General features: G+C 72.2%; 25 protein-coding genes and 1 tRNA gene. 14 read left to right on the top strand and 12 right to left on the bottom strand.

Annotated elements, in window-relative coordinates:
• Positions 1-9 precede the first annotated feature (9 nt).
• Together IG05_RS0111775 and IG05_RS0111770 are read right to left on the bottom strand one after the other, a co-directional pair.
• Positions 10-1,842, bottom strand: a complete 1,833-nt coding sequence (locus IG05_RS0111775; RefSeq protein WP_030341730.1) for a hypothetical protein — start codon at positions 1,840-1,842, stop codon at positions 10-12.
• A gap of 197 nt (positions 1,843-2,039) precedes the next feature.
• On the bottom strand, positions 2,040-4,604 hold the full coding sequence (locus IG05_RS0111770; RefSeq protein ID WP_420707582.1) for a D-alanyl-D-alanine carboxypeptidase: 2,565 nt from the start codon (positions 4,602-4,604) through the stop codon (positions 2,040-2,042).
• Between the two features lie 544 nt (positions 4,605-5,148).
• Here IG05_RS0111770 and IG05_RS0111765 point away from each other — a divergent pair.
• The 3 genes from IG05_RS0111765 to IG05_RS0111755 all read left to right on the top strand — a co-directional run bounded on the left by IG05_RS0111765 (position 5,149) and on the right by IG05_RS0111755 (position 7,365).
• Positions 5,149-5,904: a GOLPH3/VPS74 family protein gene (locus IG05_RS0111765; protein ID WP_030341726.1), complete on the top strand. Its 756-nt coding sequence runs from the start codon at positions 5,149-5,151 to the stop codon at positions 5,902-5,904.
• 222 nt (positions 5,905-6,126) lie between these two features.
• On the top strand, positions 6,127-6,984 hold the full coding sequence (locus IG05_RS0111760; RefSeq protein ID WP_030341724.1) for a helix-turn-helix domain-containing protein: 858 nt from the start codon (positions 6,127-6,129) through the stop codon (positions 6,982-6,984).
• 189 nt (positions 6,985-7,173) lie between these two features.
• The gene (locus IG05_RS0111755; RefSeq protein WP_030341722.1) at positions 7,174-7,365 is read left to right on the top strand and encodes a DUF397 domain-containing protein; all 192 of its coding nucleotides are present in this window, start codon (positions 7,174-7,176) and stop codon (positions 7,363-7,365) included.
• A 132-nt stretch (positions 7,366-7,497) separates the two neighbouring features.
• Here IG05_RS0111755 and IG05_RS0111750 read toward each other — a convergent pair whose 3' ends face one another.
• On the bottom strand, positions 7,498-7,998 hold the full coding sequence (locus IG05_RS0111750; RefSeq protein ID WP_030341720.1) for a glutathione peroxidase: 501 nt from the start codon (positions 7,996-7,998) through the stop codon (positions 7,498-7,500).
• On the bottom strand, positions 7,985-8,995 hold the full coding sequence (locus IG05_RS0111745) for an ArsR family transcriptional regulator (RefSeq protein ID WP_051789723.1): 1,011 nt from the start codon (positions 8,993-8,995) through the stop codon (positions 7,985-7,987). Before IG05_RS0111745 ends, IG05_RS0111750 begins: the two co-directional genes overlap by 14 nt.
• A 255-nt stretch (positions 8,996-9,250) precedes the next feature.
• Between IG05_RS0111745 and IG05_RS0111740 the strand changes: the two genes are divergently transcribed.
• Positions 9,251-10,456, top strand: a complete 1,206-nt coding sequence (locus IG05_RS0111740; RefSeq protein ID WP_030341717.1) for a hypothetical protein — start codon at positions 9,251-9,253, stop codon at positions 10,454-10,456.
• Here IG05_RS0111740 and IG05_RS0111735 read toward each other — a convergent pair.
• On the bottom strand, positions 10,386-11,228 hold the full coding sequence (locus tag IG05_RS0111735) for a slipin family protein (protein WP_030341715.1): 843 nt from the start codon (positions 11,226-11,228) through the stop codon (positions 10,386-10,388). The genes IG05_RS0111740 and IG05_RS0111735 overlap by 71 nt on opposite strands.
• A 382-nt stretch (positions 11,229-11,610) precedes the next feature.
• Between IG05_RS0111735 and alr the strand changes: the two genes are divergently transcribed.
• Positions 11,611-12,831: an alanine racemase gene (gene alr / locus IG05_RS0111730; protein ID WP_030341713.1), complete on the top strand. Its 1,221-nt coding sequence runs from the start codon at positions 11,611-11,613 to the stop codon at positions 12,829-12,831.
• A gap of 241 nt (positions 12,832-13,072) precedes the next feature.
• Positions 13,073-14,452, top strand: a complete 1,380-nt coding sequence (locus IG05_RS0111725) for a glutamate-cysteine ligase family protein (RefSeq protein WP_030341712.1) — start codon at positions 13,073-13,075, stop codon at positions 14,450-14,452.
• Here IG05_RS0111725 and IG05_RS0111720 read toward each other — a convergent pair.
• Entirely contained in the window at positions 14,439-14,819 is a 381-nt protein-coding gene (locus tag IG05_RS0111720; protein WP_030341710.1) for a VOC family protein, read from the bottom strand. The genes IG05_RS0111725 and IG05_RS0111720 overlap by 14 nt on opposite strands.
• 297 nt (positions 14,820-15,116) lie before the next feature.
• On the opposite strand from IG05_RS0111720, the gene IG05_RS0111715 reads away from it, so the two are divergent.
• The 7 genes from IG05_RS0111715 (at position 15,117) to IG05_RS0111680 (ending at position 19,654) form a co-directional block, all read left to right on the top strand.
• Positions 15,117-15,731 (top strand): DUF1326 domain-containing protein, encoded by a 615-nt coding sequence (locus IG05_RS0111715; protein ID WP_030341708.1) that lies wholly within the window; start codon positions 15,117-15,119, stop codon positions 15,729-15,731.
• Positions 15,728-16,486 carry a DUF2182 domain-containing protein gene (locus IG05_RS0111710; RefSeq protein WP_030341706.1) on the top strand — a complete coding sequence of 253 codons (759 nt, stop codon included), beginning with the start codon at positions 15,728-15,730 and terminating at the stop codon, positions 16,484-16,486. Before IG05_RS0111715 ends, IG05_RS0111710 begins: the two co-directional genes overlap by 4 nt.
• A gap of 174 nt (positions 16,487-16,660) precedes the next feature.
• Entirely contained in the window at positions 16,661-17,209 is a 549-nt protein-coding gene (locus IG05_RS0111705) for a SigE family RNA polymerase sigma factor (RefSeq protein ID WP_030341704.1), read from the top strand.
• On the top strand, positions 17,206-17,913 hold the full coding sequence (locus IG05_RS0111700; protein WP_030341702.1) for a SecDF P1 head subdomain-containing protein: 708 nt from the start codon (positions 17,206-17,208) through the stop codon (positions 17,911-17,913). The genes IG05_RS0111705 and IG05_RS0111700 overlap by 4 nt, the downstream gene beginning before the upstream one ends.
• Positions 17,914-18,284: 371 nt before the next feature.
• The gene (locus tag IG05_RS0111690) at positions 18,285-18,707 is read left to right on the top strand and encodes an ATP-binding protein (RefSeq protein ID WP_030341701.1); all 423 of its coding nucleotides are present in this window, start codon (positions 18,285-18,287) and stop codon (positions 18,705-18,707) included.
• Positions 18,708-18,787: 80 nt separating this feature from the next.
• Entirely contained in the window at positions 18,788-18,961 is a 174-nt protein-coding gene (locus tag IG05_RS44900; protein ID WP_078894053.1) for a CsbD family protein, read from the top strand.
• A gap of 207 nt (positions 18,962-19,168) precedes the next feature.
• Entirely contained in the window at positions 19,169-19,654 is a 486-nt protein-coding gene (locus IG05_RS0111680) for a DUF5994 family protein (protein ID WP_030341699.1), read from the top strand.
• 62 nt (positions 19,655-19,716) lie between these two features.
• On the opposite strand, the gene IG05_RS0111675 is transcribed toward IG05_RS0111680, so the two are convergent.
• The 3 genes from IG05_RS0111675 to IG05_RS49150 form a co-directional block, all read right to left on the bottom strand.
• Positions 19,717-20,910, bottom strand: coding sequence for a PP2C family protein-serine/threonine phosphatase (locus IG05_RS0111675; RefSeq protein WP_030341697.1), 1,194 nt, complete (start codon positions 20,908-20,910; stop codon positions 19,717-19,719).
• Between the two features lie 135 nt (positions 20,911-21,045).
• On the bottom strand, positions 21,046-21,558 hold the full coding sequence (locus IG05_RS0111670) for a DUF5994 family protein (protein WP_234335832.1): 513 nt from the start codon (positions 21,556-21,558) through the stop codon (positions 21,046-21,048).
• Between the two features lie 231 nt (positions 21,559-21,789).
• A complete protein-coding gene (locus IG05_RS49150) occupies positions 21,790-22,731 on the bottom strand; it encodes an STAS domain-containing protein (protein ID WP_234335831.1) in 942 nt (313 codons plus the stop codon).
• A 258-nt stretch (positions 22,732-22,989) separates the two neighbouring features.
• Here IG05_RS49150 and IG05_RS47760 point away from each other — a divergent pair, with 258 nt between their 5' ends.
• On the top strand, positions 22,990-23,238 hold the full coding sequence (locus IG05_RS47760; protein WP_078894051.1) for a hypothetical protein: 249 nt from the start codon (positions 22,990-22,992) through the stop codon (positions 23,236-23,238).
• Between the two features lie 142 nt (positions 23,239-23,380).
• On the opposite strand, the gene IG05_RS0111660 is transcribed toward IG05_RS47760, so the two are convergent.
• The 3 genes from IG05_RS0111660 to IG05_RS0111650 all read right to left on the bottom strand — a co-directional run bounded on the left by IG05_RS0111660 (position 23,381) and on the right by IG05_RS0111650 (position 25,036).
• Positions 23,381-23,932 (bottom strand): GNAT family N-acetyltransferase, encoded by a 552-nt coding sequence (locus tag IG05_RS0111660; RefSeq protein WP_030341692.1) that lies wholly within the window; start codon positions 23,930-23,932, stop codon positions 23,381-23,383.
• 215 nt (positions 23,933-24,147) lie between these two features.
• Positions 24,148-24,262, bottom strand: a tRNA-OTHER gene (locus tag IG05_RS47755).
• Between the two features lie 249 nt (positions 24,263-24,511).
• On the bottom strand, positions 24,512-25,036 hold the full coding sequence (locus IG05_RS0111650) for a hypothetical protein (RefSeq protein WP_037813554.1): 525 nt from the start codon (positions 25,034-25,036) through the stop codon (positions 24,512-24,514).
• Between the last annotated feature and the right edge of the window lie 327 nt (positions 25,037-25,363).

The following is a 25,363-nucleotide window of genomic DNA, read 5'->3' as shown; positions in this document are numbered from 1 at the left end:
CGCGGACCCTCACTTCAGCCCGTCGGGGCACGGAGTACCGCGCGGCAGCTGGTACGGCGCGGCCAACCGGTACGTCCCGGCCTTCGGCGCCAGCAGCACCGTCCAGCGGTCCCCGTCCGCGTCCTCCGGTGTCTGCGTCAGACACCCGTCGACGTTGCGGTACGACTTCGGCGTGCCGGACGGCTGCGGCGGCTTCACCTTGTCGCCGCGCTCGTCGACGACGCTCAGCCAGGGCGAGTACGGGATCCGGATCAGGATCCGGCCCGGCTTGCGCACCCGCAGGATCATCTCGCCCTGCTCGGCCCGGTCCACCACCGCGTTCGGCTCGGCCATCGGCGCCGGATCGGTCACCTTGAACAGCTGCCAGTTGGCGTCGCCCCAGACCTGCTTCAGATACGGCATCCCGCGCTGCAGCAGCGCCCGCTCCCGCTCGCCACCGTCCCCGTCCGGGTCGTCCTTGGGCAGCACCACGTAGTGCACGGCCCACCGCTGGAGCCACTCGTGGTAGTTCGCCGAGTTGAGCGTGTCGTCGTAGAAGAGCGGATTGCGTTCCATGTCGGCCTGCCGGTTCCAGCCGCGGGCCAGGTTGAAGTCCGGCGCCAGCGCCGAGGCCTCCCGGTGGGAGCGGGCCGGGACCACCTCGACCCTGCCCTGCTCCGCGCCCTGCTTCTGCAGCTGGTTGATCAGCGGCGCCAGCTCACGGGCCCAGGACGCGGCCGGGGTGGTGTGGATGATGTCGTCCACCGACTTGAAGCCGATCCAGCCGGCGAAGCCGAGCAGGGCCAGCACGGCCACGTACCACTTGCGGGTCTTCGGCACCGTGTACGGCAGGACCGCGACCAGCGCCGCACCCGCGAACATCATCGGCAGCCGCGAGATGTTGGACCCGATCTGCGAGCTGATCAGCCACACCAGGACGACCGCGAGGCTGTAGACGGCGGCCGTCAGCCGGACCGTCACCCACTCCTTCGGCGCCAGGTACAGGCAGAACAGTCCGTACAGCAGCGGCATGACCACCGAGCCGAAACCCATCGGCTGGGTGCCGGAGAACGGGAACAGCCAGGCCGACACCGCGACCACCGCCGTCGGCGCCAGACCCAGAGCCCACGCGCCCGGCCGCCGTTTCTGCAGGAACAGCGCGACCGCCACCAGGCCCACGAACAGCCCCGCGACCGGCGAGGCCATCGTGGCGAGGGCGGCCAGCGGGGCGGCGGCCAGGGCCTTCGCCCAGCGTTTGTACCGCCACCGGTACGGCCAGCAGAACACCGCCGCGACCGCGCCGAGCGCGAACATCGTGCCGAGCCCGAAGGTCACCCGCCCGGAGATCGCGTTGGCCAGGAACGCGGCGACCCCGCCGAGCGAGGCCCACAGCGGGTTCCTCACCGCCCGGCTGCGGATCAGGACCAGCGTCAGCAGGCCCGCCGACACCGTCCCGGCGATCATCATCGTCGTCCGGACACCGAGGACCGACATCAGGTACGGCGACACCACGCTGTACGACACCGGGTGCATGCCCCCGTACCAGGCGAGGTTGTACGCCGAGTCCGGGTGCCGGCCGACGAACTCCGCCCAGGCGTCCTGCGCCGCGAGGTCGCCGCCGCTGTTCGCGAACGTGAAGAACCAGATGATGTGCAGCACACCGGCGAGCACCGTGACCGACAGCACGGGATGCCGGAGCATCCGCTGCCGGAGGGGCTCCAGCGCGGTGAGCAGACGCGTGCGGGCCCCGGGGCGTGCCGCCGGAGCACGGCTGTCCGCGTCAGTCGCGGGCAGGCGTATTCGCGAGCCCGCTCCCGGGTCCGGATCTGCGTTGTCGGCGCGTGTCGGCTCCGCTGTGGCCACCTGAAGGCACTCCCCGTGTCCCGTCTTCTCTTCTCGGCCGCGTCCCTCGGTGGTCCGGCCGCTTACCGTCCGGTCCACGGCCCTGTCACGGAACCGGCGACCTGCCCCGATTCGTGACGCTAGCACGCACCCCGCCCCGGGGCCCCCGGGCGGGGGCTCCCCGGGGCGGGGTGCGCGGCGGGCCGGAGGCGGGGCGGTCAGCCCAGCCGGGTGAGCTTGGCGCCGAAACCGGGCTCGGCCAGATCCTTCTGGAGGGCCACCGGAACCTTCACCGCACCGGAGGTGCCGTCACCCACGGTGAGCGTGCCGACCCGGGTGCCGGCCTTCGCGGTGTGCGGCACGGTCCCCCGGGTGAAGGACAGCCGCACCTTCATGCCGGCCCAGCCGGCCGCCGTGACGTCCCGCGTGACCACGACCGGGGTGTGACCGCCGAGCCGGTCGTCCACATAGCCGACCACGGCGCCCTTCTTCAGGATCTTCGACGAGGTCAGCGCGTCCTGGGCGGCGAGCAGCGCGGTCTTGCTGACCGCGTTGACCGTCTCCAGGATCTTCGGCTTGTGCTGGCCGAGGATCGCGCCGACCAGGGTGACCGTCCGGCCGCCGACCTGCTTGCGCGAGGCGAAGAGCAGGTTGCCGCCGGCCGCGGTGGTGGAGCCGGTCTTGATGCCGATCGCGCCGATGCGGTACGGCAGCTCGTTGTAGTTCGGCCAGAAGTGGCCGGAGGGGTCCGTCCAGCTGGCCGCGCTGCTGATCGAGACCAGAGCCGGCACCTTCACGAACGCGCGGCCCAGCTTCACCTGGTCCTCGGCCGTGGAGACGGTGGTCTCCTTCAGGCCCGAGGGGTCGGTGTACCTCGTGTGCGTCATCCCCAGTTCCCTGGCGGTGGCGTTCATCTCCTTCACGAACGCCGTCTCCGAACCCACGTCCCAGCGCGCGAGCAGCCGGGCGATGTTGTTCGCGGAGGGGATCAGGACGGCCGACAGGGCCTGCTTCTCGGTGAGGTGGTCGCCGGCCTTGACGGTGTTGAGGGTGGACTCGCCCGCCTTGTCGTAGCCGCCCTCCTTCTCCGCCTTCGCGTCCACCTCGATCTTCGGACCCTCCTGCCCCGGCTTCAGCGGGTGGTGCTTGAGGATGATGTACGCGGTCATCGTCTTGGCGACCGAGCCGATCGCGACCGGGGTCTGCTTGCCGAAGTGGCCCATCGTGCCGATGCCGTCCGCGTCGATCCAGCCCTGGCCCTCGCCGGGCCACGGCAGGGTCGTGCGGCCGCCGTCGAACGTGTAGGTCTCCTCGCCGGTGAGCGCGAGGGTGGGGGCCGGCAGGGGGCGCACGGCCTGGACGACAGCGAAGACGACCGCCAGGAGCGCGACCAGGGGGGTCCAGATCTTGACCCTCCGCACCAGCGTGCGGACCGGGGTCTCCGGGGGCGGCGGCGTGTTCGTCAGCTCCGCCAGCAGGTCCAGCGGGGGCTTGGGCGGGAGCGGCTGCTGGGTGGTGCGCTCGGGTCCGACCTGGGGGACGGGGGTGGTGGCGTCGGGAGCGGCCGGCTTGGGGGTGGTCGCCGGTTCGGGGGTGGCGGGCGGCTTGCGGAGGTCGTCCCTGAGCGCGACGAACTTGCTGGTGCGCTCGGCGTCGGACTCGGGCGCGTTCGGCTTGCCGCCGAGCTTCAGCATGGTCGTCGGCTGGTCGACCTCGGGCTTCTTGGGCCGGGGCGCCTTGAACACAGCGGTCGGCTGATCGACGGGGGGCTCTATCGCGTCGGACGCGTCGCCTTCCGCCTCGGCGTCGCGGGTCGTCTGCGGCGCGTCGCCTTCCGCCTCGGCTTCGCCGTCGGCGTCCGTGTTCCCACCCGCACCACCCGTGCGGCTCTCGTCGTCGTCCGCGGGTGGCCCCTGAGGGGCGTCCCCGCCATCGGCGTCCTCGGACCCGTCCTCGACCGCCTCGGCTGCGCCACCCTTGACCCCGGCACCGGCCTTGCTGCCCGCGTCGGCCTTGCTGCCCGCGTCGGCCTTGGCACCCGCGTCGGCCTCGGCACCCGCGTCGGCCTCGACCCCGGCGTCGCCCTTGACTCCGGCGTCGGCCTTGCTGTCCACGACAGCCTTGGCTCCCGGGGCCGTCTGGCCGCCCGGCAGGGCCTTGTCGTCGGCGGCAGCCTTGCCGTCAGCCGCGCTTGCCTTTCCGGCCGCGTCGGCCTTGGCCCCGGCACCGGTCTTGCCGCCCGGCAGGGCCTTGCCGCCGGCGGCACGCTTGGCGCCCGCGCCGGCCCCGGCGGGAGTCTTGCCCGCCGCGACATCCTCGCCGCCAGTGCCGGCCTCATCGCCCGCGCCGGCCTCGGAGTCCGCCTCGGACTTGGCGCCTGCCTCGGCCTTGCTGCCCGCGAGGGTCTTGCCGCCCGCGGCAGCCTTGCCGTCAGCCGTGCCTGCCTTGCGGGCCGTGTCGGCCTCGGCACCGGTCTTGTCGCCTGCGGCAGCCTTGCCGTCAGTCGCGCTTGCCCTGCCGGCCCTGCCGGCCGCCTTGGGCTTGGCCGTAGCGCCGGTCTTGCCGCCCGCGGCAGCCTTGCCGTCCGCAGTCCCGGCGTTCGATCCGGTCCCGCTGTTCCCGGACTCGGCCTTCGCGTTCGCGTCGGCGTCGGTGTCCGCTTGCGGCTGCGTGCCGGACGCTGCCTCGGACCCGGCCGTGGAGCCCTCGGTCTTCGCCTTCGCGGAAGGCGAACCCTCGGCCTCGGCCTCGGCCCGCGCGTCGGACGACCCCTCTGCCTCCACCCCGGCGGCAGACGAGTCCTCCGTTTCCGCGTCCTTCGTCCCTGACGGAACGCCCGCCCCGCGACCCGCCTCAGACGACCCCTCAGGGTCGGTGTCCGAGGTGGAGGACTTTGCAGTCGTGTCGGGGTGAGGGGCGCGTACCCAGGAAGACACCGCCTCGTGCAGGGCGGTGTCGGGCCGTACCGTCAGGATCTTCGTCGCCGTGTCCCCGCCCGCGCCCGAGGAATCCTTTTCGCGGGACACGGCCAGACGCGGATCACGCGCCTCGGGAACCGAATCCGCGCTCCCCGACGTCGGTTCCGCCGACGACTCGCGCTGCTTCGACCTGTCGGGGGACTCGCCCGCCACCGATGCCTCCTCATGCGCCGCGCGCTCAACCCGCGCGCTCTGTCCGAACCATGTACCAGTGTCCTGTGTGAGGGCTTGGCCCCTGCGGTAGACGAGAACGACATACCTGCCGGTTCCCTCACGAACCGGTCACGCACCCTCGACAGACCAATGTGAGAGGGGTCACCCTGTCATTCATCCACGCGGGGAGGCATGGATGGGCAGGAGCCGCAGAACACTTCCGGAGGAGCTTCTGCTGCTGGCACTGGACCCGGCCACGGGTACCACTGCACAGCCGCAGTCGCTCGACCTCGGTCTGGCCGGTGCACAGCTAGTGGAGCTGGCGCTGGCCGGACGGATAGCCCCAGACGGGGATCGTATCGCCGTGGTGGTACCACGGCCGACAGGAGATCCGACTCTGGACTGCGCATTGGAGTTGCTGCGAAGGCGTGGCGCTCCCGTGCGTGCCGTCCATTGGATCGGCGGGCCCCGACTCGGGCTGCGCCAGACCTACCTGTCGCATCTGGAGCGGTGCGGCATGGTCGCCGCCGTAGCGGGCCAGATGTGCGGGGTGTTGCCGACGACTCGCTATCAGGCGACGGACAACGACATCAGCCGGGAGATCCGTGCCCGGCTGGACTCCGCGATCCGCACCGGCGTACCGCCGGACCCGCGGACCGCGGCGCTCGCCGCCCTGGCGCACGCCGTCGGGCTCGGCAAGCACCTGTACCCGGGGAACGAGGGGCGCTCGTCCCGGTCCCGGCTGCGGGACCTGATCCGGCACGACCCCATGGGCGGGCTGGTCGCCCACGCCGTGATGGACGTGCAGAACGGTGCGGCCGCCCAGCCGCGCCGGGGCCCGGCCGCGGGCGGCCGCCCGGCCGCGCCCGGCGCCAGGCCCGCGCCGGAACCCGCACGCGGGGTTCCGATGCAGCCGCACCGCGGGTCCATGGCGCGCGCCGTGGCCCACTGATCCGCCGTCCCGGCCCCCACAGACCCGGTTCGGGAGCCGCTGGTCCGAGCGGGGCGGCGAGACCTTCGTGGTCTCGCCGCCCCGCTCGACTGCGTCCACGAGTTCGAGGCGGCGCCGCATATCCCTCGTTTCCCAGCGGTAGAAAGCACCTTGGTGGCAGTCTGCTCAACAGCAGATACGCAAAGTGTCAAGTACAGGCAGGCAGCCGGAGGTGCACGTCCCGTGGCGTCCAATGTCAATCCCACCGTCCGGCGGCGCCGGCTGGGCCAGGAGCTGCGCAGGCTGCGCGAGCTCAAGGGCATGACGGCCGAAGAGGTGGCGGAGCGGCTGCTGGTGTCGCAGTCGAAGATCAGCAGGCTGGAGAACGGCCGCAGGAGCATCAGCCAGCGCGATGTGCGCGACCTGTGCGGGGTGTACGAGGTCGAGGACCAGCGGATCGTCGACTCCCTGATGGAGATGGCCCGGGACTCCAGACAGCAGGGGTGGTGGCACACCTTCGGGGACATCCCGTACAGCGTGTACATCGGGCTGGAGACGGACGCGGAGTCGCTGCGGGTGTACGAACCCCAGCTGGTGACCGGTCTGTTGCAGACCCGCGCCTATGCCGAGGCCCTGGTGCAGGGCGCGTTGCCGGAGACGTCGACGGCCGAGATCGAGAAGCGCGTCCAGGTCCGGATGCGCCGACAGGAACGTATCACCGCCGAGAGCAACCCGCTCCGGCTCTGGGTGGTGCTGGACGAGGCGGCCCTGCGCCGGCTCGTGGGCAGCAAGCCGGTGATGCGGGAACAGCTGGAGCACCTGATCGAGATGTCCCAGCTGCCGCACGTCACCGTGCAGGTGCTGCCGTTCGAGGTGGGCGCGCACCCCGGGCTCAACGGTCAGTACGCGATCCTGGAGTTCGCCGACGCGGCCGACTCCAGCGTGGTGTACCTGGAGGGCGTCACCAGCGACCTGTACCTGGAGAAGGCGCAGGACGTGCAGAAGTACGCCGTGATGTACGAGCACCTGCGGGCACAGTCCCTCAATGTGGAAGCTTCCCGGCAATTCATCGCGGATATGGCGAAACTGTACGCGGATTGAGCCGGTGCCATGAGGAGCGCGGGATCGTACACCGTCGATCGGTTCCAGTGGAAGGCTCACCTGGAATATGCCATCCGGTTGAGTGAACGACTACTCCGGCAGAGGCAGTTGCCCGGTAGCGTCGATCACGCCAATCAGTCGACATGGTTGGCGTGAACCGCACTACCGCAACTCGCAACAGGAGTGGACATGGCACTGATTCAGGGCGCTTCGGAGACGTGGATGAAGTCCTCCTATTCCGCGGGCAACGGCGCTTGCGTCGAGGTCAAGTCGCCCACCGCCGCCGAACTCGCCGTCCGCGACTCCAAGACCCCCGAGGGCCCGGTCCTGGCCTTCCCCGCCGACGCGTGGAACGCCTTCGTGACCTCGGTCAAGGCGTGAGGGGTTCCCCCTGACCCTGGCCCGGACGACAACTGCACAAGCTCCACCAGGAGAGCCCTCTCGACCAGTCGCCGTCCTTGCCGAGAGGGCTCACCGCCCGGTCCGGGACCAGGAGGATGCGGTACGCGAGGCTCAGCCCAGCTGGGCCTCGATCGCGGAGACCACCTCGTCCGACTCCGGCTCGGTCTGCGGGGAGAACCGCGCGACGACCCGGCCGTCCCGCCCGATCAGGAACTTCTCGAAGTTCCAGCGGATGTCCCCGCTGTGCCCCTCGGCGTCCGCGAATCCGGTGAGCCGCTCGTACAGCGGATGCCGGCCCTCCCCGTTCACCTCCACCTTCTCGGTCAGCGGGAAGGTCACGCCGTACGTCGCCGAGCAGAACTCCGCGATCTCCTCGGCGGTGCCGGGCTCCTGCCCGAGGAACTGGTTGCAGGGCACGCCCAGCACGGTGAAGCCCTGCTCGGCGTACCGCTCCTGGAGCTTCTCCAGCCCGGAGTACTGCGGGGTCAGGCCGCACTTGGAGGCCACGTTCACGATGAGCACGGCCTTGCCCGCGTACTGCGGCAGGTTGGCGGAGCCGCCGGTGAGCGCTCCGATCTCGACATCCAGCACGTTGTGGTCAGTAGTCGTCATGCCCGGATGCTAGCCCCGCCGGGTCACGGCGCCCCTGCCCGGCCTCGACCAACACGTCCCCGGCCGCCGTCCGTGTGTACAGCACCGACCGCCCGGCCCGCTGCCGCTCCACCAGCCCCGCCTCCCGCAGCACCCGCAGATGCCGCCCGACCGAGCCGAGGCCCTGCCCGGTGACGGCGGTCAGCTGGCTGGTGCTCATGGGGGAGCCGAGCAGCACGAGCACCCCGGCCCGGGCCGCCCCGAGCAGCGCGCCCAGCCCCGCGGGCACCGCTCGCCCGCCGTCCCCGGCCAGTACGCCGGTGCAGGGATAGACCACGGCGTACCGCCGGCCCTCCTCCCAGGACACCCAGCCGGTGCGCTGCGCGGTCACCGGCACGAACACCAGCTCGGCGCCGGAGATCTCGCGCGGCGGGTACTCGTGCAGATTGATCTGGAACCGGTTGTCCCCGAGCCACCGGGTGCCGCCCGGCCGCAGCGAGTCCAGCACGCCCGCCCAGCCGTCCCGGCTCACCCGCGCGGTCCGTGCGACCACGTCCGCCTCCAGTACCCGCCGGCGCCGCTCCCAGTACGGCCGTACGGTCTCCTGCCACACCCACTCCAGCAGCCCGGCCGCCCGCTCCGGCAGGTCGTCCCGGTCCAGCTCGGCCGGCAGCGGCCCGGCGAGGGAGAGCCGCAGCTGGGCGCGGGCGGCGCCGGGACCGGCCGCGCGCACCCGGGCCACCTCCTCGGCGAAGCCCTCCCCGGCACGGGGCGCGGGGGTGAGGAAGTCGGCGATCCACTCCCGGCCCAGTCCCGCCCGCACCAGCCGGGCCGTGACGGGGTCGGCCGCGAGCCGGGCGCGGTAGCCGGGCAGGTGGCCGCCCAGCCAGGCGTGCTCACCGGGATGCGACCCGTGCCCGGCGTGCAGCAGCTTCAGGCAGGCGAAGGTCTCGGCGAGCGGCGAGATGACGAACCGGCTGCGCGCGAGGGTGTCCGCGTTGAGCTGCCACCACCCCATGCGGCCCCCCTCCCGTGCGGCCCGTAGGCCCCCGTCCCGTGCGGCCCGCAGGCCCCATGACCGTTCGTGACCGCGACCGCCACCGTTCGCGACCGCCACCGTTCGCGACCGCCACCGTTCGCGACCGCGACCGTTCGCGCCCGCGTCGGCGACTTCCCGTGGCCGGACCGCGCCGGCGACCTTCCGCGTCCGCGGCCTTTCGCGTGTCGGCGAAACAATAACGAGCCGTTCGCGGCCCCGCCGAGACTCCGGGGCATGCCCAGCTATCGATCCCTGTTCCGCACCCCGGAGTTCACCCCGCTCCTCCTCGGCGCGGCCGCGAACACCGCGGCCCAGACCCTCGGTGGTCTCGCCCTCGGCACACTCGTGTTCCGGGCCACCGGCTCCCCGCTGCTGTCGGCGCTCAGCATGTTCGGCCCGTCGCTCGCCCAGGTGCTGGGCGCCACCTTCCTGCTGTCCGGCGCCGACCGGCTGCCCCCGCGTACGGCCCTCACCGCGATCGCGCTGCTCTTCGCGGCCGGTACGGCGGTGCAGGCGCTGCCCGGCCTGCCGGCCGGCGTGCTCCTCACCGTCGTCCTCCTGCTGGGCCTGGTCGCCTCGCTCGGCGGCGGGGTCCGCTGGGGGCTGCTCAACGAGATCCTCGCCAAGGACGGCTACCTGCCCGGGCGTTCGCTGTTCAACATGACGAGCGGGCTGATGCAGGTCACCGGGTTCGCCACCGGCGGCGCCCTGCTCGCCGCGCTCTCCCCGCGCACCTGCCTGCTGCTGGCGGCGGCCCTGTACCTGGTGGCCGCGCTCGTCCTGCGGCTCGGCCTGACCGCCCGGCCGCCCCGCGCCACCGGCCGGCCCTCGGCCTCGGCGACCTGGCGCGCCAACGCCGAGCTGTGGTCGTCCCGGCCGCGCCGCCTGACCTACCTGGGCCTGTGGCTGCCCAACGGCATGGTCGTCGGCTGCGAGTCGCTGTACGTGTCGTACGCCCCGCACGCGGCCGGCACCCTGTTCGCCTGCGGGGCGCTGGGCATGTTCGCCGGGGACGTGACGGTCGGCCGGCTGCTCCCCGCCGCCGTCCGCACCCGTCTGGCCACCCCGCTGCTGCTCCTGCTGGCGGCGCCGTACCTGCTGTTCGCCGCGCACCCGGCGGTGCCGGTGGCCGCGGTCTGTGTGACCGTGGCCTCCGTCGGCTTCGGGGCGAGCCTGGTGCAGCAGGAGCGGTTGATGCGTCTGACCCCCGACGCCATGGCCGGCCAGGCACTCGGCCTGCACTCGGCCGGCACGCTCACCCTCCAGGGCGTCGGCGCGACGGCGGCGGGGACGCTGGCCCAGTTCACCTCGCCCGCCGCCGCGATGACCGCGATGGCGGCGGGCTCGGTCTGCGTGACCCTGGCGCTGGCTACGGCCGCTCGACGGGCTGCTCCGGTGCGGCCTCCGGCCGAGCCGGCGCCGCAGCGGACTCCGTCGTGACCTCGGCGCCGATCTTCTTCGCCGCCCGGTCGAAGTAGCGCAGCAGCTCCACCGGGAACGGCATGACGAGCGTGGAGTTCTTCTCGGCGGCCACCTCGACCACGGTCTGCAGCAGGCGCAGCTGCATGGCCTCCGGGGTGTCCGACATGATCCGGGAGGCGTTGGCGAGCTGCTGCGCGGCCTGGAACTCACCGTCCGCGGTGATGACCCGGGCCCGCCGCTCCCGCTCGGCCTCGGCCTGCCGCGACATCGACCGCTTCAGCGACTCGGGCAGCTGGACGTCCTTGATCTCCACCCGGTCGATGTGCACGCCCCACCCGGCGGCCGGGCTGTCGATCATCAGGGCCAGGCCCTCGTGCAGCCGCTCGCGGTCGCTCAGCAAGTCGTCCAGGTCGCTCTTGCCGATGATGGACCGCAGGGAGGACTGGGCGACCTGGCCGACGGCGAAGACGTAGTCCTGCACCTCGATGGCCGCGCGCACCGGGTCGGTGACCCGGAAGTAGACGACGGCGTCGACCTTCACCGACACGTTGTCCCGGGTGATGCCCTCCTGGGTGGGCACCGGCATCGTTGCCACCTGCACGTTCACCTTGCGCATCCGGTCGGCGAACGGGATCAGGAAGGTGACGCCCGGCTGCCGGTAGCCGGCCAGCGCCTTGCCCCACCGGAACACCACCCCGCGCTCCACCTGGTTGACGACCCGCATCCCGCTCTTCAGCACGAGCAGCAGGAGGACGGCGACGACCACCACTGCGACGACGGTGCCTTCCATGGCACTCCCCTTCTCCGACACGATCCGGACACCGGGGAGGACACGGGGAGGAGGGAGTGCGGATCCGGCCCCGGCGTCAGGGAAACGTAAAGAAACGGCGGGCTGCCGGGGCGGCGGCCCGGGGTGCGGGGACGGCGGTGCCCAGGCGTACGGGCGGACGCCCGGGACCGGGTGGGCGCGTGGGGCGCACGAGCCGGGGGCGGCCACCGCCGCGGGGCCGGAATGGGATCTGGTCCCGGCGTCACCCCGCGTCTTCAATGACTGGACGGCGCGGGCCCGCGGGGGCGGCCCCGCCGGCCGTCCACCCAGAGGAGCGCTGGATGACTGCGACGACTGCCGCCGGGAGCGCGGACCGGACCGACCGGACGGCCCCGGACGCCGTATGACCGGGACCGGGACCGGGGTGGCGGCACACCGCTCCCTCGCCTCCCTGACCGCCGCCCGGCTGGAGAAGACCGTCTCCGCCGACGCGGTGCGCCACAACCTGGCGGTGCTGCGCGCGGCGGCCGGCGGCCGGCGGATCATGCCCGTCCTCAAGGGTGACGGGTACGGGCTCGGTGCACCGGTCGTGGCCGGCCTGCTGCTGGAGTCGGGCGTGGGCGCGCTGGCCGTCGACACCGTCGCGGAGGGCGCCGCGCTGCGCGAACACGGCATCGGCGTGCCGGTCCTGGTGATGGACGTCGACGTCGCCGGCAACGCCGAGGCCTGCGCCCGGTACCGGCTGATGGCCGCCGTCGCCGGCCCGGAACAGATCGGCCGCCACGAAGCCGTGGCCCGCCGGCGCGCCGAGCCCGTCACCGTGTGGCTGCGCACGAACGTCGGCTTCAACCGGTTCGGGCCGCGCGAGGAACGGGACTTCGACACCGTGCTCGACCGGCTGCACCGGGCGCGCGCCGCCGTCCGGGTGGCCGGGGTCTTCGCCCATCTGTCCAGCTCCGCCGCGGACGCGCGGGAGACGGCGGAGCAGGCCGCCGCGTTCCGGTCGCGGGTGGCCCGGGCGCGCGCGGTGCTCGGCCGGCACCTCGCGGCCTCGCTCGCCGCGACCCACGGCCTGCTGCACCCCCCGGCGCTGCACGGCACGGACTGGGTACGGCCCGGCATCGGCCTGTACGGGCTGCTCCAGCCGTCCAGCCGCGACCTGCCCGGCTGGGCGGACTCCGGCCTGGGCCGGCTGCGGCCCGCGGTCGCCGTACGCGCCCGGGTCCTCGACCTCGTCACCGTCACCCGCGCGGAGGGGCTCGGCTACGACCGGACCGCCGCCGTCGCCCCCGGCCGCCGCCTGGCCACGGTCGCCATCGGCTTCTCCCGCGGGCTGCGGGGCCCCGCGCCGGCCTTCACCGGCCTGCTGCACGGGCGGAACTGCCCGATGGCGGGCCGCCCCGGCATGGACTGCGCCCAGTTCGACGTGACGGACGTGCCGGGCGCGCGGCCGGGGGACTGGATGACGCTCCTCGGCAGGGAGCGGGCGGGCGGCCTCCCGGAGCGGCTCGCCCAGGACGTGAGCGCGGAACTGGGCCTGTCGCTGTACGAACTCCTCGCCGCCCTGCGCATGCCCGTACGCCTGGAGTCCGGCCCCCGGCCCGAACCCACGGCAACCGACTGATACGGCAGTGCTGTCCCTCGTAAGGGTGGACGCCGTACGGCCGCCGACCCGACGAATACGCGTCAACTTCCCGACAGAACCCCGCATATCCGACGGCACGGCAGCCCCGCCCGTGACACGCTGTCCCCGCTGAAGGACCCCAGCGCCCCCTCACCGCCCTCTCGCTCCCTCGCCCTCTCGCGCCCTCGCTCCTTGCTCCCTTGCGGGCTTGCCCCCATCCCTCGCGACCTCAAGGTGTGCCATGTCCATCGCTTCCGCCGCTCCATCGCTGTCACCGGCCGAACTGCGCAGCGTGTTCGAGGGGAACACGCAGGACGAGTTGGTCGGCATCGAGATCGAATCGGCCGCACTGGACCCGCAGACCGGTACGGCCATCCCCTACGCGGGAGAGTCCGGCATCGGCGCCTACCTGGCCGCCCTGGCCGCCGAACCCGGCGTCGAGGCCGTCCACGACTACGGCACCCTGGTCGGTGTCCGGCTCCCCGACGGCGGACAGGTCTCGCTGGAGCACGGGGGAGCGGTGGAGTACTCGTCGCCGCCCGCGCGCTGCGTGGCCGACCTGATGGACCTCGTGCACGCCGCCCTGCGCCGACTCGCCGCCGCGGCCGACCGGTTCGGCTTCGCGCTGGTACCGGGGGCGCAGTACCCGTGCACGGCCTTCGAGGACGTGCGGTGGATGCCGCACTCCCGTACGGCGATCATGCGCGACCACTTCGAGAGCCTGGGCCGGGAGGGCATGTGGGGCCCCCGGATCATGTCCATGATCCTGTCCACCCAGGTGTCCTTCGACTACACCTCACCCGCCGACCTCGCCGAGAAGCTCCGGGTCCAGGCCGCGGCCTCCACCCCGGCCGCCGCGCTCTTCGTCAACGCCCCGCTGGAGAACGGGAAACCGTGCGGCGCGCTCTCCCGCCGCATGCAGTTCTGGAGCCTGGCCGACCCGGCCCGCACCCGGGTCGTCCCGGTGACCCTGCGGGAGGACTTCACCATCGACCGCTTCATCGACTGGGCGCTCGGCCTGCCGATGATCCACCGGGGCACACCGGACGGCAGCCGCAAGCGGGTGCCGCCGGTGCCCTTCGGCACGCTGCTGACCGACGGCTTCGAGGACGGCACCAGGCCGACCCTCCAGGACTGGCGCGACCACCTCTCCCAGATCTTCCCGGACGTCCGGCTCCGGGACACGCTGGAACTGCGGGCCGTGGACGGCCTCCCCTACCCGGCACTGGCAGCGGTCCCCGCCTTCTGGAGCGGCCTGACGTACGACGCCTCCGCCCGGGCGGCGGTCCGGGACCTCCTGCGCGGCATCACCCCCCGGCAGCACCTCGAAGCCCTGGACGACATCGCCCTGCGCGGCATGGACGCCACCCTCGCCGGCCGCCCGGTACGCGACCTGGCCGCCGAACTCCTCCACCTGAGCGAGACCGGCCTCCGGGCCCGCGTCACCGCGGGTCTGGAACGCCCCGAAACCCTGGCCTACCTGGCCCCCCTCCAAGAGGTGGCCCGAACCGGCAGGACCTTCGCCGAGCACACCCTGGACAGGTACCACCGGGACCCGGCCCGCTTCCCGCGGGACTACGTGGCCGCCCACCGGGTGCCGTCGGCCGTCAGAGCGGGCTGAGGCGGCCCTTGAGCAGGCAGAACTCGTTGCCCTCGGGGTCGGCGAGGACGTGCCACTGCTCCTCGCCGGTCTGACCGATGTCGGCGGGGCGCGCCCCGAGCCCCAGCAGGCGTTCGAGCTCGGCGTCCTGATCGCGGTCGGTGGGGTTGACGTCGATGTGCAGCCGCGACTTCCCCGGCTCCGGCTCGTCCCGGCGGCTGAGGAAGATCGTCGGCTGCGGCCCGCCGAACCCCTCGCGCGGCCCGATCTCGATGCTGCCGTCCTCCTCCCGGTCGAGCACCACGAAGTCCAGGACCTCGCACCAGAACCGCGCCAGCACCTCCGGTTCACGGCAACCGAGTACGAGCTCACCGATCCGACATGCCATGGACAAGACCTTCTCTCAACGTGGGGAACCGCTCCCGGCGCAGCCAACTGCCGCGCCGCACAGAGCCCTTGCACTCCCCGCAGCGGGAACACGCCCGAGACCGTACCGGGAGGGGCGAGCGGGGGCGAAGGGTTTCCGGGACCGCCGTCCGGTCCGCGGGACCGGCGGCGGCCCCGCGGCCCTGCGAGGCCGGGCCACCGGGAATAGCCTGGAGAGGAGCGGCACCGGGACGGAAGCGGACTCTCCCTCTGCATCCCCGTCACCGAGGGGGGACGCGGAAGAGGGAGGCGAAGAGCCATGCCCTGGAATCTCAACGGCACGTATCTGGAGAGCTGCAACTGCGACGTGGTGTGCCCCTGCACCACCTCGGGCCTCACCGCACCGGCCGACCACGAGCGCTGCCAGGTGACCTTCGCGTTCCACGTGGACAGCGGGAACGTGGACGGCACGGACGTCACCGGCCGGAACGTCGCCGTCTTCATAGACGCGCCCCGGGTGATGGCCGAGGGCGGCTGGCAGGTCGCGCTGTACCTCGACGCCTCGGCCGACGACGGCCAGGCGGAGGCGCTGGCCAACGTCTTCTCCGGCCGGGCCGGCGGGCCGATGGCGGCGCTCGCTCCGCTCATCGGCGAGGTCCTCGGCGTGGAGCGCGTCCCCATCGACTACCGCGACGACGGCCGCCGCCACCGCGCGCGGGTCGGCGGCGCCATCGACATCGAGATCGAGGACCAGATCGCCCCGCAGTTCGGCGAGGACGGTCCGGTCATGGGACTGACCGGCATGTTCCACCCGGTGAGCAGCACGCTGACCATCGCCCGTTCGACCCGGGCGAAGGGCGACGGCGTGTACGGCCGGTCCTGGGACTTCTCCGGTGGCAACGGACACTCGGCGCCCTTCACGTGGTCCGCGTGACCGGTCGGCTGGTCACCGTCCGCCGCAGGGCGGCCCCCGCCGGACTGCTGCTGGCCGCGGCGTCCGCCGCCTGGGTCTGGGCGGTGACCCGCTGGGGCGGCATGCAGGCGATGCCCGGCACCATGGGTCTGCGCCCGCCCGCGTTCCTGTCCCTGTGGACGCTGATGATGGCCGCGATGATGCTGCCCGCCACGGCGCCCGTCGCCGCGCTGTACGCACGCACCCTCACCGTGCACCGGACACCGCGCATGGCCGTCTTCACGATCGCCTACCTGCTGGTCTGGGCCGCGGCCGGGCTGCCGGCGTACGCGCTGGCCGCCGGCCTGGGCAGGGCGGCGAACCTCCCCGCCGCCGCCGGCACCGCGGTGGCCGCCGCCGTGTTCGCGATCAGCGGCGTCTACCAGCTCACCCCCCTCAAGGACCGCTGCCTGGCCAGGTGCCGCTCGCCCATCGGCCTGATGCTGCGCTACGCCTCGTACCCGAGGCCCTCGCGCGACCTGCGGGCCGGAGCCCACCACGGGGCCTTCTGCCTGGGCTGCTGCTGGTCGCTGATGGTGCTGCTGGCGGCGTTCGGCGTGATGAACCTGTGGGCCATGGTCGTGCTGACCGCCGTGATCACCGCCGAGAAACTCCTCCCGGCCGGCCGCCTGGTGGCCCGGGCCGTGGGAGCCGCCTCGATCGCCCTGGCCGTCGCCGTCGTCTGGGTCCCGGAGCTGGCCCCCGGCCTCACCGGCGGCGGCCCGGCCGGGATGTGAAGCCACTCTCGGACCACGGGCCGGACCACCGCGCACTCCCCGGCGCCTGCCCGCGTTCCCCGGCGCCTGCCCGCTTTCCCCGCCACCTGCTCGTCGTGATCGAGAAAGTCCGGCCGGCAGGGCAGTAGAACCCCCTCCCGCACCCGTCTTCACAGGGGAACGAGGGAGGGCACATTGAACGCCGACGAGGAACGCCAGTTCCGCGAGTTCGTGGCGGCGCGGTCGAGATCGCTGCTGCACACGGCCTACCTGCTGACCGGAGACTGGGAGCAGGGCCGGGACCTGCTCCAGACCGCGCTCGCCTCCACCGCTCGGCGTTGGTCCAAGCTGCGCGACCGGGAGCAGCCGGAGCTCTATGTGCGCCGGGCGCTCTACCACGCCCAGGTGGACCGCTTCCGGCTGCTCAGCTGGGGGCGGGAGACGGTCACGGACACCCTGCCGGACCAGCCCTCAGGGAAGGGCGCCGACTGGGCCGACACGGTGGTCCAGCGGCAGGACATCATGACCGCTCTGCGCCGGCTGCCCAAGCGCCAGCGTGCCGTGATCGTGCTGCGCTACTTCGAGGACCGGCCCGACGCCGAGATCGCCGCGATCCTGGGCGTCGCCCAGGGAACGGTCCGCAGCCAGACCCACAAGGCCCTCACCTCGCTCCGCACCGCCCTGGCCGGGTCAGGGCCGTCGGCCTCCTCCTCCACTGCCTCCGGAAGGGGCGTCACCGCATGAACGACTCGACCGAGCACCCGCGGCACGAAACGATGCTGCACGATGCCCTGCGGGCCCATGTCCGGGAGAACGGCGACGCCGTCGGCGCCCACCTGGCCGGCCTGGCCGACGGTGCGCTGCGGGTCGCCCGGCGGCGGCAGCGGCTGGCCCGCGCCGGGGCCGGCGCCGCAGGGGTGGCCGTGGCCGTCACCGCCTGGGTGGCCGTCGCGGCCGGCACGACCGAGCACGCGCACGTGGTCCACCCCGCCGCGGGAGGCGACACCGCGAAGGCGGCCCCGGTCTCCCTCCTGGCGGTCACCTCCTCCACCGAGCACGCCTGCGCCCCGGGCAGCGGCGGCTACACCGTGCACGCGACCGAGACCCAGCCGGCGCTCTGCGTCCGCGTCGACCGGACCAGGGGCATGACCGGCGTCCGTGTCACCTCGGCGAAGGCGGAGAAAGGCACCACCGACGGCACCTGGCAGGTCGAGGTGACCCTCGGCCCCGCCGACCGGACCCGCTTCGCCGCCCTCACCGGCTCCCTCGCACCGGCCCCGGCCCCGCGCAACGAGTTCGCCGTCGTCGTCGACGGCAAGCTCTGGGGCAGGCCCGCCGTGACCTCCTCGATCACCGGCGGCCGCTTCGAAATCGTCGGAGCCTACGCCGGCGACCTCACCGGCACCACCGCCCGCCACCTCGCCGGCCGGCTGGATCCCGCCGGATGAGGGCGAGCACTACGCCGGAGCCGACCCGCGCCCGGCAGTACGCGAGCGTCGTGGCGGCGAGGAGCGGCGCCCAGGCCGGCAGCGGGACGTAGCACACCACGAGGAGGACGTGCTGGGCCGGTGTCCGCGCGACGCGCCCGACCAGCCCTGCCGCCCGGGTCCAGGCGAACCGGCCCGACAGCGCACCCGGCACCGCCGCCCCGGGCAACACACATCCGCACGCAGCAGGACGAGCCCTCCGCTGCCGGCAGTACACCGCCACAACCCCGGGGGTGCCCTACGGCCCGGGAATTGGTCCTGCCCATCCGGGGCAGACGGGAATCCGGGGCAGACGGGGACAGACAGCAGGCCGGTCGGTGAAGGAGGAAGCAGTGGGAGAGGACTCGTCGCTGAAAGCCGTGGGTTGGGCGCGCTCGCTGCCCGTGAGCCGGGGGGTGAAGGAGGCCAGGGACTGGACTCGTGACCACCTGGCCTCGCTCGGCTGGCTCCGCACCGCCCCGGACCTGGTGGACTCGGTGCTGCTGACCGTGTCCGAGCTGGTCACCAACGCCCACAAACACGCCCGCAGCACGGCGCAGCTGATCCTCCTGTGGGACGAGTCGTGCCTCCACGTGACCGTTCACGACTCCTCCCCCGAACTGCCCGAGCAGCGCCGTCCCGACGCCGGCGCCCTGGGAGGCCGCGGCCTGATGCTGGTCGACGCCCTCGCCGACACCTGGGAGGCGCACCGTTGCCCGCACGGCAAGGACGTCATCGCCTGCTTCCAGCCACCCTCGCCGTCGACCGCGACATGACCTCGTTCGCCCCCGTTTGTGCGGATGATCCGGGGGCACGAGTGCTTCACAGCGACAAAAGCTACGAGGAGGCGTGATCCATGACTGCCGGTGAGAAGGCCAAGGCGAAGACCGAGCAGGCGGAGGGCAAGGCCAAGGAGGCCCTGGGCGACGCCGTCGGCAACGACCGCATGGCCGCGGAGGGCCAGGCCCAGAAGAGCGCGGGTGACGCGCGAGAGGCCAAGGAAAAGGCCAAGGACGCCTTCAAGCACTGACACCGCTCCCCTGTGCCACACAGAAGGGGCCGCCCCGAACGAACCGGGACGGCCCCTTCTCCCTGCGCCCGGCAGGGCTGGACCCGCAGATGGTGGGCACCGGGGGCGGGCCGATCCCGGAGATTCCGGCCCCCGGCGCCACGGAGTAGCGTGACAGGCGAGGCGAGTCCCGTGTTCGCACCGGTTCCGGAAGACGGGTGGTCCCTGATGACCAGCTCCGATTCACCCCCTGTTTTCCCCCAGCATCTGCCGAGTGGCGTTCACGCGGCCGTGCGGCCGGGATGTGCGCTGCTCCGTCTGGAGACCACGGAGTCCCGTGAGGGTGTCCTGGACGGTGCGTGGTGGCCGCGGTCACGCGACATCGGCGCCGAGCTGCCCGCGCTGCTGAGCGCTCTCATCGCCCATCTCGGCCCCGTGACGCGCGTCGGGCTTGACTCCGCTGCCTGGGAAGGGCTTCCGACGCGGATCGTCGTGGACGACCGGGTGGTGCACATCGACTCCTTCCCGGTGGGCGACGACACCGTCCTGATCACCCGCGGCGACCAGGACGTGTTCTCACTGCTGGTGGTCCCGCCGCACGCGACACCCGAGGCCGCCCATGCCGCGATGGCCCAGGCCGTCCGGGCCGACAACATCAGCCAGGCGGGACAGATCCTCATCGACACCGGGAGCGGGTACGAGCCGTCCGGCTGACGCGCCGTCCCGTCCCCAGGCCGAGGCCGGCGGACGACAGCGACGGACGACGGCGATGAAGGTCATCCACGCCACTCCACCATGAGCAGCGTCGCGTCATCCGTGGTGTGTCCGCCCCGCGCCCGCTTGAGCGTGTGGGACAGGGCGCGCGTCACCGCCCGGACCCCGCGGCCGGTTCTCTCCAACTGGTTGACACAGGTGATCAGCTGGTGCTCCCCGAACTCCTCCCTGCTCATCTTGTGCTCCTCGACCAGTCCGTCGCTGAAGCAGAGGACGCGGTCCCCGCGCTCCAGTCCCAGTTCGCTGATCCGTGGCTCCGCACCGCCCAGGCCGACGGGGAGGGTCGTCGGGGCGTCCAGGCGGCCCGCGACGCGGTGGTTGCGGATGAGGAGCGCCGGCGGGTGCCCCGCGTTGACCCACTGGATCCGCCCTGTCGTCGTGTCCAGCTGCATCATCTGCGCGGTGACGAAGTGCTCGAGACCGAACTGCTTCGCCACCGCGCGGTCCATGAAGTCGTAGATCTCCGACAGCCCGATGCCGGCGCGGCGGGCGTGGCGGTAGGCGCCGATGGCCACGGTGGCCATCGTGGCCGCGTCCAGGCCGTGTCCCATCGCGTCGATCATGACCACGTGGAGGATGTCCCCGTTGAGCGCGTAGTCGAAGCTGTCACCCGCCACGTCGTAGGCGGGTTCCAGGATCCCGGCCACGGCGACCCTGGGCATGATCATCGCCAGCGGTGGCAGCAGGGACCACTGGATCTCCGCGGCGACACTCATCGGCTCGTCACGTCGGGTGGCGAAGAACAGGTCGGAGTAGCCGTGCTTGGTCACCAGCAGGTCGGCCACCAGGCCGGAGATCCTGTGCAGCAGGCGGCGGTCGTGGTCGTCGACCCTGTCCAGCGTCACCGCCATGACACCCACCTGGTCACCGCCGTCCAGCAGCGGCAGGTGGATCCGTACGCCGTCGTCGTCGGACACCTCGACGCAGACCGCGTCGAGGAAGCAACGGCCCGCGTCGGAGTCGTCGATCAGCTGCGGCACCCCGCCCGCGAGGCCCTCGCCGGGCAGGGGTACGAGCATCAGCTGGCCGTAGTCCTGCAGCAGGACCTGTGGACGGCGGCCCCCCAATCGCTCCGCCACGTCGGCGACCACGGGCCCGATGAGATGGGGAGGAAGCTCGTGCGCGCGGTCGAGAACCGCTCCCAGCAGCGCTTCCCCGAAGCTCTCGGAGCGGTCCGCGCGCCGTCCGGGCATCATCCGCTCACTCGCCGTGAATCGCGCGGAGGGGCCGCGACGGTGTGGGACGACGAAGAGATCGTTCGTGTCATGGCTCCACCGGCTACGTTGACGACCGGACCGGCCGGTCACGTGGGCCCGACCGCGTCGGGTCTCTCACCTGAGTCCGGGCCCTCCTTCCGACTCCCATGTGGCTTCTGCGTCGAGGCCGTTCTCGGCGAGTGCCAGGATGCGTGGAGCCGACAGCGGGTTTTCGGGGTCGGCGGCGGCGGTCAGCATCCGGGTGGCTGCTCCGGCCGGCTCGTCGGGCGGGATGACCAGCAGTTCCCAGCGTCCCGTGGTGCTGCAGTCCAGCGTGATGGCATGCGCTTCGGCGGCGAGGTTGCTCTGGACCACCTCGATCACGTGGCCGGGTGCCATCACTTCGCGCGGGGCGTCGGGCCAGCACGCGGGGTCCACGGTGACCCGGGTGACGGTGCCGACGGCCGGGTCCAGGGAGCCGACCAGCACGGGCAGCTCCAGTTCCAGTGCGTCGCAGCGCGGCCACCACGCTCCGTCCAGCGGGCCGTGGCTGACGCCCGGCGTGAGGCTCAGACGGGGCGGGGGCATCCGGTAGGTATGCGCGTCACCTGGTTGTGCGCCTTCGGCGGGCTTTTTGATGGTGTCCATCGTGCGATCCCGTCCCGGGCGGCGCCTTCGGCTGCCCGCGTCACTCGCCGGGAAGACATCGCCGTGGTCGTGCGGCCGAAAAGCTCTCGGTTACTGTCAGAGTACGCCCGGCCGTGGCGGACGGCGCGGGGCGCGACCGCCGTGCGGAGGGCGCGTCCGTACTGCGGATGGCGGGTGGCATGACTCCCGCGGCTGGTACGGCCTGCCGGATCACCCACGACAGCGGTCCGATCACCGGCCTGCCGGTGAGGGGCTCTCCAGGGGCAGCGTCAGCACGCAGGGGGCTATGGGGACGGGCAGCCCGACGATCTGTCCCATGTTCTGCCAGCCCCAGGACGCGAACGCGGCCTGTCCGGCCTGGTCGGCCGGATGGAGCAGGGCGACTCCGAGGGCCGTGTGCCGGTCGGTGAGCAGGCGCTGTTGCAGCCGGCAGGCGATGTCACGGCGCTGAGCGTGCGGATGGGCGACGACCTGAGTGAGGACGACGAACCGTGCGTACCTGGTGAGCCGTTGGATGCTCTCCTGCAACAGTCGGTCGAACCCCCGCCGGCCGGGTCCGTCCGGGCCGAGCGGAAAGCCGTAGGCACAACCGACCAGCGACGTCGTCTCGGCGACCAGCAGCGCGAAGCCGGGCCGCCTGGCACTGACGGCCAGGTGGCGCAGGAACTCTTCCCGGCCGTGGAACGACGCACCGGGAGTGTCCGCGACGGACGCCATGGCCAGGTCCGCGATGTCCTGCTCCACTCCTTCGGTCTGCCAACGGGTCAGCCGACGCAGGCGGATCCCGTCCTTGAGGACCGGTTTGCGAGCGGTGTCCTCGGGCGTCCGCGTCCCGTCGGCCGACCGACCCGAGGAGGCCGCTTCCAAGAGGTCGCGGGGCAGCGCGGGCGGCACGGGATCCGTGGGGGCCGCGAGGAGCAGGGGCGTGGAGCCGGTGACGGCGAGGAGCCGGGTGATCTGCGCGCACGGGTGGTGCAAGCGCAGGGACGTGTGCACCCGGCCGGCACGCTGCGACATCGACAGGAAGACGTCCAGACCCCCGGCGTCGCAGGAGCCGACCGTGGTCAGGTCGACGTCGATGGCGGTGACGCCGTCGCGGCAGAAACGCGGGCCGGTGCGGGCACGCGGTACGCGGGCGGCCATGACGAGCGTGCCCGGAGTTGCTTCGACCACGGCGGACATGATGCCGACCCGTCTCCGCGCCGACCGCTGGGGTGGCTCGGGGTTTCCTCTCGCGCCGAGGACGACCCGGCGTGGCGGCCGGAATGCGTGATGCCCTCGGTACCTCCACGGTACGTCGCCGTACGGCCGTCGTGTCGGGCGGTGAGTGCGCCGTGAGCCGGCAGGAATTGCCGAACTGCCCGACAGTTAAGGGTCAGCGCTGCGAATATTGGTCTGTCCCTGGATGAGCGAAGCAACGCGAGGCAAAGCGTGACCAGCGTCTATACGGAATTGACCAAGGAAGCTGCAAAGCGAGGCGGCCCCGCAGCACTACGGGCCTTCTATCGTCGGCAGGGCCTCCTCATCGGCGCCGCCGTCGCCGGTGTGAGCTTCGCCGGAACCCAGCTCTACTCCAAGGTCCGCGCTCGTGGCAGCGGCACCACCGCTGCGCCGGTGTCAGGGCCGGATAGCGGGAGCGGCACCGACGCCCCGGCTCCGGGCGAAGGGCACGACGCGTAAGCGGGTGGCGGATCGAGGCGACGGCCAGGTCTGGGGGGCAGAGCGTGTGCCGCGCCGTGTCCCCACCCACCGGAGCCACGCTGCCTTGGGTCGGTGTGCTTCTCACCTTTTCGGCTCGGGCGGGGCTCCAAGGTGTGGCCCGTCACCGCAGCTCGCGCACCATGCACTCGTACAAGGGCGCGTCTTCCCAGGGATGGGAGATCCCCAGCTTGCGGTAGCCCCAGGAGAGGTAGGCGGAGCGGGCCGCTGAAGCCTCCGGCTCCGGTCGCACGGTGAGGGTGACGCGCTCGGCGTCCAGGCCGTTCAGGAGGACGGTGTGGAGGCCGGCGGCCACGCCTTGGCGGCGCCACGGCTTGCGTACTGCGAGTTCCAGGACCGCGAAAGTGCGACGGCCGTCTTCCTCTACGAACTCCTGCGGCAAGGTGACGTCTTGCAGGTTGCGCCACCAGCGGGTGTCCGGTGCCAGGTAGTAGCCGTAGGTGAAGCCGACGACCTCCTGAGCGTCCTGGGCAAGGACGAGTCGCATGCCTGGGCGGCGGGTGTGCACCTGGTAATGGTCGATGAACTCCGCGACGTCCCGGGGGCCCTCCAGGTAAGGCGGCTCGGCGTAGATCTCCTCGTACGCGGGGAGGAACGCGTCCAGTTGAGTGGCGGCGTCCTGGCCCTCGTGGTGCTCGAAACGGATCTCCGGAATCACGCGGCGCTCCGTTCGTGCAGGTACTCGCGCAGTTCGTCGGCGGCGTCCCGGGCACTGGCGGCGTTCACCTGGCCCAACAGGTAAACCACCTCGGACAGGGCAGCAAGCACCTCAAGACTCCGACATCATCCGGGACGTCTGCGGCCACCGCTGTTGACGTCCGACCCAGATGTCAAAGGGCAGCTACCGAACTCGGTAGCTGCCCTTCTGCCTGGTGCCCCCGGCAGGATTCGAACCTGCGACACCCGCTTTAGGAGTTCGATCACCAGGTAGGGAGTTCCTGGCGGCTCACGTGGGGGCGGGCCACGAACGGTCTCCACGGGGTGCCTACGTCTGCTGCCGTTGTACGTCAGACGTGGATGTCAGCTAGCTCCGTCACCAACCACCGAACAGTGGTTGAAACGCAGCCGCTATGCCTGACGTGATCGCCAGGATGCCGCTCACGCCGGCAAGGATGGTGAAGGCGTTCGATGTGAAGAGATCGTCCCTTATGTGCCAGTAGGTTACTCGCCAGATGGGTGTGTTCTCGTCCGTCGTGAGGTTGACCATGACAGACCGGGCGGAGCGGCTCTGCTGTCAGCGGTTGCTCGTGGTGCCGATGTCGACGATGTGGTTGTACCGCTCCACCAGCACGAAAAGCTTGATCTTCTGCGTCGTCTCCCCGCTGCCGAAGGTCAGGGTGACGACGACCTCATGGCCGTTACCCACGGCGCCGTTGTCGGTCACCGTCCACTTCCGCGGGACGTTTTGGGCACGCAGGACACCGTCCGCCCCGTGCTTCTTCTCCCAGGCCGCCAGTCGCTTGGCGAAGTCGGGCGTCAGGTAGTGCTTGCGGAGCACCGTTTCCAGCGTGGTGTCCGGGTCCGTGTAGTCGCCGATCGCGTCGATGTACGCGCCGTAGAAGTCGGCGACCCGGGTCACCACTTGGCCGCTCGTGCCGCTGACCGACTGCGGTGCGGCGGCGGACGACTTTGCGGGGGCATGGACGGATGCCTGTGCCGACGCCTGTGTCGACACACCGAGTCCGACAGCCAGGACGAGGCCGGCGGCGACGGCCGCGCGGCGGCCCGGACGGCGGTGTGCGGGGGACTTCCTGTTCATGTGCATCTTCCTTTTCTGGTCCATATGTGGTTGCTCACGGCCCGGTGTCTTCGTGCCGGGGCCGTCGTGTGGCTATCGCCTTTTCGGGTCGGCGAGCGCTGCCCCGGAGTCATGAACATCTGCTGCTGCGCGGACCCATTCCCCTCCTCCCTGCCGCGGCTCGGGGGGGGGGGGGGGGGGGGGGGGGCGATCGACGACACCAAGTCCTGCTGAATCGCGCCGAATGACCCTGTCAGCGGTCGATTGGCCGCCCTCCCCACCCCCGTGGCGGAGGGCGGCCTCGGTCATGCGGTCAGCGGAGCTTGTCCACGGCCCGTGACGGCCGTC

Origin of the sequence: Streptomyces sp. NRRL S-1022 (assembly GCF_000720135.1) — a bacterium.
GTDB lineage: Bacteria > Actinomycetota > Actinomycetes > Streptomycetales > Streptomycetaceae > Streptomyces.
Note: the sequence above shows the minus strand (reverse complement) of the source record. Positions and strands in the feature narration are given on the sequence as shown.